Genomic DNA, 6,213 nt, shown 5'->3' with positions numbered 1-6,213 from the left:
AAGGCATCAATTGCCAAATCAGCCTCATCTCCCTAACCCGAAACTTCGGCAAGGAGGCGGCAATGCTGGCCGGCCTCGACTTTGCCAAAGGCAGGTGCGATGCAGCAGTTCTCATGGACTCAGACCTCCAACATCCGCCAGAACTTCTGCTTGAAATGGTGGCGGCCTTCCAGGCTGGGGCAGAAATAGTTACGGCAATCCGGCGGGATCGTCAGGGAGAATCGGGGATTAAGGCCACCAGTGCCCATTGGTTTTACTCACTGTTTAACCACCTGGTCGATTCGATTCAACTGGTGGATGGGGCGGGCGATTACCGACTGCTGAGTGCTCCGGCCCTGAATTCCCTTACCCAACTAAGGGAGGGGGGTAGGTTCTCAAAGGGGCTATTCCCCTGGATTGGCTTTGAAAATGTAGACGTTTACTATGCCTGTCCAACTAGAGGTAGTGGCCAAACATCCTGGAATTTATCCAGTCTCTGGAACTATGCCCTTGATGGCATTTTTGGCTTTTCACTGGTCCCCCTGAAGGTCTGGTCAGGGATAGGTGCATTTATTTCAGCCACAAGCGTGCTCTACTCGATCTACTTTGCAATCCACACGATGCTCTACGGCATAGACGTGGCAGGCTTTCCAAGCCTTATTGTAGCAATTACATTTTTAGGCGGTATTCAACTGATTGGCATTGGTATCCTTGGGGAGTACATCGGCCGCATCTTTCTGGAGGTCAAAACTCGACCAAACTATTTAGTCAGAGCAGTTGATGGCAGCGTCCCGAAGAAGTCTAGAAAGATTAAGAAAAAGTTCTAGTCACGTAAGCCAAATTCCCAACTCATTTACGGATTAAACAGGCCAGCGACTCGAACTCCCTCTGGCGCCAAGGTGAAGCATAAAACCTACGAGACAGATGGTAACTGGGATCTATCACCTCGAGGTTTGAGGGACGATCCCCATCAATAAAGGCCGGGTGAACTAGCAACAGGGAAGGGGTAGAAGCAGACGAAACTGAAACCTGCCTAAGTTTTTTGAGGCAGGCAGCAAGAGGAGCTCCGGCCATGCGGCCAGTGAATAGGACTCCTGAAAAAGACCCATTGGTAGAGATCTGCTCGGTAGCCAAAACAGGTGTAATGACGCTATTCAAGTATTTCAAAACTAAGCTCTTAACAACGCCGCCATGGCCTAGGGCCGAAAGCCAGAATTTGTAGGCCAATCCTGGCGGCCATGGTTCATTAATAGTGCGGATCCAAGTTGGTCGCATCGATGGAGGAAGCCTAAGCAATTGACGCCAGACAATTGGCAACAAATGCACGTGTTGGTGACCATCAAGGGAGAAAGAGGTCCTGCCGGTTAATTGCTTATATTTAGAAATCTGGGCCTGAATTTCAATGCCGATTTGCTGGAAAAGCCGGCGCGATCTGGAAAGGGGCATAACGGAAGCCATTAATAAAAAACCAAAACCCAAACATAGGTTTCCCTTACCATCAACTAAATCGGGGATGAGGTGGACAGGGGCAGTTGGGGGACCCTCCGTAAGCACAAGGTGAAGGGCCAATTCCATTTGGGGACGCCTACGCCAACCTGCTAGGGCATGCTCAAGAGCAGGGGCGGACACCATCAGGCTGGCACTATCAAGTTGGTGGCGATCAAACAGCTCAAAAATTGCTTCGTTGACAAATTTTGCCAGGCCTAGATCATCAGCATGGAAACGCACGGGCAAGACAAAATCAGGCTTAGGCAAAGAATGTAGACGAGCAGTATGGCGAGCCGCAGAATTCCAAACCAGGTAATTTACAACTGTTGGGGTCAATACCAACAGGACCGTTGCAGCCAGTGATCGGGCAAATGCCCCTAAAGCAATTGGCAAAAGAATGCTAAGAACTACGTTAACTATCAACTGCAGTGCGAGCCAAGGCCTGGGGAAAAGACGACCACCGGTTTGCTTCTTAAAGCTAAATCTGGAGTGAGCAACAAAACTCCAGATTGAAGCTGATAGCAAAGCCAGCAGGTTGGCCAGCGGCAAATAAAAACCCAATCCCGAAAGAGCTAATAATATAAACGCATGCAGTAGAGCGGCAAGCACGCCCACCAATCCATATTTCCCCAGGTCTGCAAACATGGGCTTAAGTCTTAGCTGAAGCAATACTTTCACGATACAGGGAATAACGGCGAAAATCCTTGATCCTGTCAAACTTACCAACAAATTCCGAACTCTGAAGAAGGGATTGATCACCACGTCCCAATGCCAGATACAAACGACCAGGCTGATCAAGCTGGGCCGTAAGTTGTTGCTTGTCAAAAACGGAAACCACCCTATCCCTACTGTAAAATCCAGCCGAAAATGGATATTGATCCCAGTAAACCAAACGGGATCCAGGTTGACTTAATCGTGAATATACATTAACTAGTGATCGTTGTGATTTACGCTCACCGTAACCTGTCAACGGGAAAACAAGCATGAATAGTAAAGAGCCGATCAATATGATTCTCAAGCCGAGGGTAAGCAGCCGATCAACCCTTGCAGGATCAAAGCGGACAAGATAGTAACCACCTAGCAAGGCCAACGCCGGGATGCCTGGCAATACATAGGGCATGATGATATTTCTAGAGAAAGTAAAAAATACGGCAGGTGCTAAGCCCCAACAAAGCAAATAGTTTCTCCAGCCGTCGTCGCCCGCAACAGCAAATGGAGCTTGATGCTGGGAGATCGGCAAACTCAATCTGCGATTACGGTAGAAGAGAAAAAGTGGAAGCAGGATTGTCCAAGGGATGAGCATGTAAATCAAATATATCCATATAGTTCCATGGGCATGATGATGGGCATTGCCATACAAGTCCCCATTCCAGCCGGGGACTAGGAAGCGATTGATATGCTCCCCAATCAAAAAGTAATTTAGAAAGCCAGGGGTCTTAGCCTCGGCTGCCCAATACCAGGGAGCTGCAACCAAAAGACTAAGTAGGGGACCTCTGATCCAGGGCAATCTAACTACAGCAGGGAAAAATGATCGATTGAAAAGTAGCCAGGCACCTATGGCAAGAAAGGCAAGTACTATGGCCAGGGGTCCCTTTGCCAATAAACCCCAACCCAAGCTAACAAAAAATAACCAAATAACACCACCGCTTCGAGGATACTCAGAAGCAGATTGGACACTCAACCAAAAGCTCCACATTGATACAACTAGCCCAAGGGTTAGGGCCATGTCGGTCATTACTGCACCAGAAGCAAAATAATAAATCAAACATCCACTTAACAAGGAGATAGCTATGACGGCCTCCCGTTTTGAGCGACGAATGCCAAGATCCCAGACAAACCAACCACCAATTATCCCCAGAATCCAATGGGGAAAGCGGGCAGTAAACTCGTTAGCACCGAATAACTTAAAGCTAATGACGGTAGCCCAAAATGACAACGGTGGCTTACCCCAGAATGGAACACCAGGCCGAAACCACGGGGTTATCCAATCATTCTTATCGGCCATAATTTGAGCAATATCGGCATAGCGAGCTTCAGTGGTATCCATAAGGGGATATGTAGCCAACATTGCCAACCTCACCATGGCAATGGCCGCCACTAGGGCCAAAAGGGGATTGCCGTGGATCCAACTCCTAAGTGCAGAAAGATTCCAGTCCAGCCTTGTTTTCATGCTACGAAAAAATGATTATTAAATAATGATCAGTCCTAGTGCTTAAAAAATACTTGCAGGGGACATCTGATCAGCAAATGTGAACTTCGTCGGGCGATGAGACTACAGGTCTCTCCATATAAGGAGATTGAATAGGGGTAAGCCAAGGAATTAAGGCCAAACCCCTCACCAGAAAAGCCAAATTCCTTCAACTCCCTACCGGTGCCCAAAACTAAAACTGACTGATCACTGTTAATAGATCTACTATCAAACTCCGGTTCGTTTTTCAAGGCGGCCTGCTTACCAATATAAGCCTCAAAAACCTGATCAGACTTTCGCACAAATAAAGCGCTTCTATTCGAATAAAAAATGGAACTATAGCGTTTGAAACCAACAACAACAATGGGTTGATCTGGTGCTGAAATATCACCAGCAATACGGGCAAGTTCACGCACTGGCTTAAGGCGTTCTCGATCGACTATTGGAGAAACTAAAGGTAGGGAAAAGGTAATGGCAGATAGCAGCACGACTGCGTTTGGAACCCAAATAAACGGAAGACGACCTGGCCTTATCGAGAGAAATATTATTGCGCCCGAGAGTAGGGCGAGGTAAATGCTGATTGCAACAGGGTTCAGAGCGCTAAGAAGCGCCCGATTAAAATTGGGGAAATCAGGAATGGGACGTAGAAATCGCGGCAGTAGGACAATCGCCAATGAAGAAACAGCCAATAGGCCAGAGTTGATCCAGCCAGTAATTACCAGGCCTCTGCCAAATGGACGATCGGGTTGAAATGGCTGAAACAGGAGAGAAACCGTCAATGCACCAGCCGGTAGAACTGGCAATATGTAGCCGGGGAGCTTAGTTGAAGCCAAAGAAAAGAAAAGAAAGATCAATGTTATCCACAGCACAGCAAACAATGCAACATCGCTTTCCGATCTATTTTGCCTCCATTTGCTGAGCTGCCAAAAGCGAAGCCTGACCAGTGCGACCGGCAAAAACAGGGACCATGGCAACATCAATAAAAGCAACCAAGGCAAATAGAACCATGGTGGTCCTGGGTGAGAATAAAGAACAGACGTGAAGCGCTGAAAATTACTATATCCAATAAAACGTTGTAAAAACTCCCACCCATTTGCCTGGGTAGCCGCCACATACCAAGGCAGTGTTACCCCAAGGAAGAGGGAAACCAACGGAATCCAAGGAGTAGCGCGAATCTCAGAGAAAAGTTGACCTTTTAGAAACAAAAAACCAATGATTACTAAACCTGGCAGCAACAGGCCCACGGGCCCCTTTGCCATCACTGCAATGCCGCAAAATAATGCCAAGGTGACATGACCGATTTTTCGCTGGTTCAGGCAAGATCCAGCTAAGTAGGCCAGAAGAAAGCCCAACAGAGCCAGGGAAATGGCACTTGCAAGAAACATATCTGTAACTGAAGCCCTGGCCCAACCAATCCAACCCGGTGAAAGGGCAAGCAAGGTGCCTGCCAAGGTTGCTCTGCCAACGCGATTGCGACTCGACTCCTCCCGGGATCCCAACCTCAAGACAATCCCAAAAAGGGCCAAAACCGTGACCGTGGCTGATAAGGCTGTTGGACACCTAGCCGCCCATTCCGTCACACCAAATACACGAAAGCTGAGGGCAACCATCCAGTAGCCCCAGACTGGGTAGTCGAAAAAGGTTTCGCCATTCCATCTGGGGGTGATCCAGTCTCCAGAGAGCAGCATTTGTCGAGGAATCTCAACAAATAAACCCTCAGTTTTATCCATCAAGCCCAAGCTTCCCAGCTGGTTCCAAAAGACCAAGATGCATAAACCAAGCAAAGCCAAAAAGCCAGCTAGTGCAGGTCGACGTCCTTCAACCTCACACCATTTACCGAGAGAATTGATCATGGACTTCCTAGGGGGTGTTCCAAACAAACCGGCTAGAAGCGGCATAATTCCAAACGAACACAACTAATATCCCTGCCATTTGAGCTCCAACCAGATCACTAGAAACAAATCGATGGAATGCAGAAGCAACCCCAACATTCGCAACTACGGGCAGGGAAGCCACCAGCAGAAACTTAATTAAGCCACGAACTAAGCCAAGCCCCTTAAGCCTCTGAAATCTAAAGGTCAATGCATTGTTTACAAGGTAATTTGAGGTGGCAGCTGTAATAACAGCCCATGGCAAAGCCTTCTCGAATGCGATGCGCTGATCAAGCATTAATAGCTGGGTAACCATTAATTGAACCACCACCCCGCTTGCTCCTACAATCGCAAAACTTATGGCCCTTCTTGGCAGGATTCGAAAACTAAGGCTATGCAAAATTGAAATCAAAAAGTCCCAGAAGATTGCCAAATCTAATTTTGAACTGCCATAGTGACGCGGCTGAAAAGTTAAGGGGACATCTCTCACGCGCAGGCTGCCCCTGCTAACGGCCAATAGCTCATAGAGGAACTTGAACCCGTTGACATCAACTCCCCTTATCAGGCCCATGACCCTATTCAGGTGAAGGGTAAAAAATCCGCTCATGGGATCCGTGAGGTTCCCATAGACATCGGGCAGGCTGAATCTGGCAGTGGCATTTGCCCAATTAGAGCCAAATTCTCTTC

At 48.0% G+C, this 6,213-nt stretch carries 5 protein-coding genes; 1 reads left to right on the top strand and 4 read right to left on the bottom strand.

Features of this window, described 5'->3' with window-relative positions; genetic code table 11:
* Window positions 1-5 precede the first annotated feature (5 nt).
* Entirely contained in the window at window positions 6-806 is an 801-nt protein-coding gene (locus KBY58_RS12675) for a glycosyltransferase family 2 protein (protein ID WP_315858066.1), read from the top strand.
* A 22-nt stretch (window positions 807-828) separates the two neighbouring features.
* Here KBY58_RS12675 and KBY58_RS12670 read toward each other — a convergent pair whose 3' ends face one another.
* The 4 genes from KBY58_RS12670 to KBY58_RS12655 all read right to left on the bottom strand — a co-directional run.
* A complete protein-coding gene (locus KBY58_RS12670; RefSeq protein ID WP_255004676.1) occupies window positions 829-2,112 on the bottom strand; it encodes a ChbG/HpnK family deacetylase in 1,284 nt (427 codons plus the stop codon).
* A 4-nt stretch (window positions 2,113-2,116) separates the two neighbouring features.
* Window positions 2,117-3,565, bottom strand: coding sequence for an ArnT family glycosyltransferase (locus tag KBY58_RS12665; RefSeq protein ID WP_255004675.1), 1,449 nt, complete (start codon window positions 3,563-3,565; stop codon window positions 2,117-2,119).
* Window positions 3,566-3,672: 107 nt separating this feature from the next.
* A complete protein-coding gene (locus tag KBY58_RS12660) occupies window positions 3,673-5,508 on the bottom strand; it encodes an ArnT family glycosyltransferase (RefSeq protein WP_255004674.1) in 1,836 nt (611 codons plus the stop codon).
* A 7-nt stretch (window positions 5,509-5,515) separates the two neighbouring features.
* The coding region (locus KBY58_RS12655) for a GtrA family protein (RefSeq protein WP_255004673.1) at window positions 5,516-6,213 on the bottom strand (698 nt) is incomplete at its 5' end.

This window comes from Cyanobium sp. HWJ4-Hawea, assembly GCF_024345815.1.
GTDB lineage: Bacteria > Cyanobacteriota > Cyanobacteriia > PCC-6307 > Cyanobiaceae > Cyanobium_A.
This window is presented reverse-complemented; position numbering and strand designations above follow the sequence as displayed.

Coding starts and splice junctions, on each gene's coding strand:
- KBY58_RS12660 (WP_255004674.1), bottom strand. CDS start 5,508: ATGATCAATTCTCTCGGTAAATGGTGTGAGGTTGAAGGACGTCGACCT.
- KBY58_RS12670 (WP_255004676.1), bottom strand. CDS start 2,112: ATGTTTGCAGACCTGGGGAAATATGGATTGGTGGGCGTGCTTGCCGCT.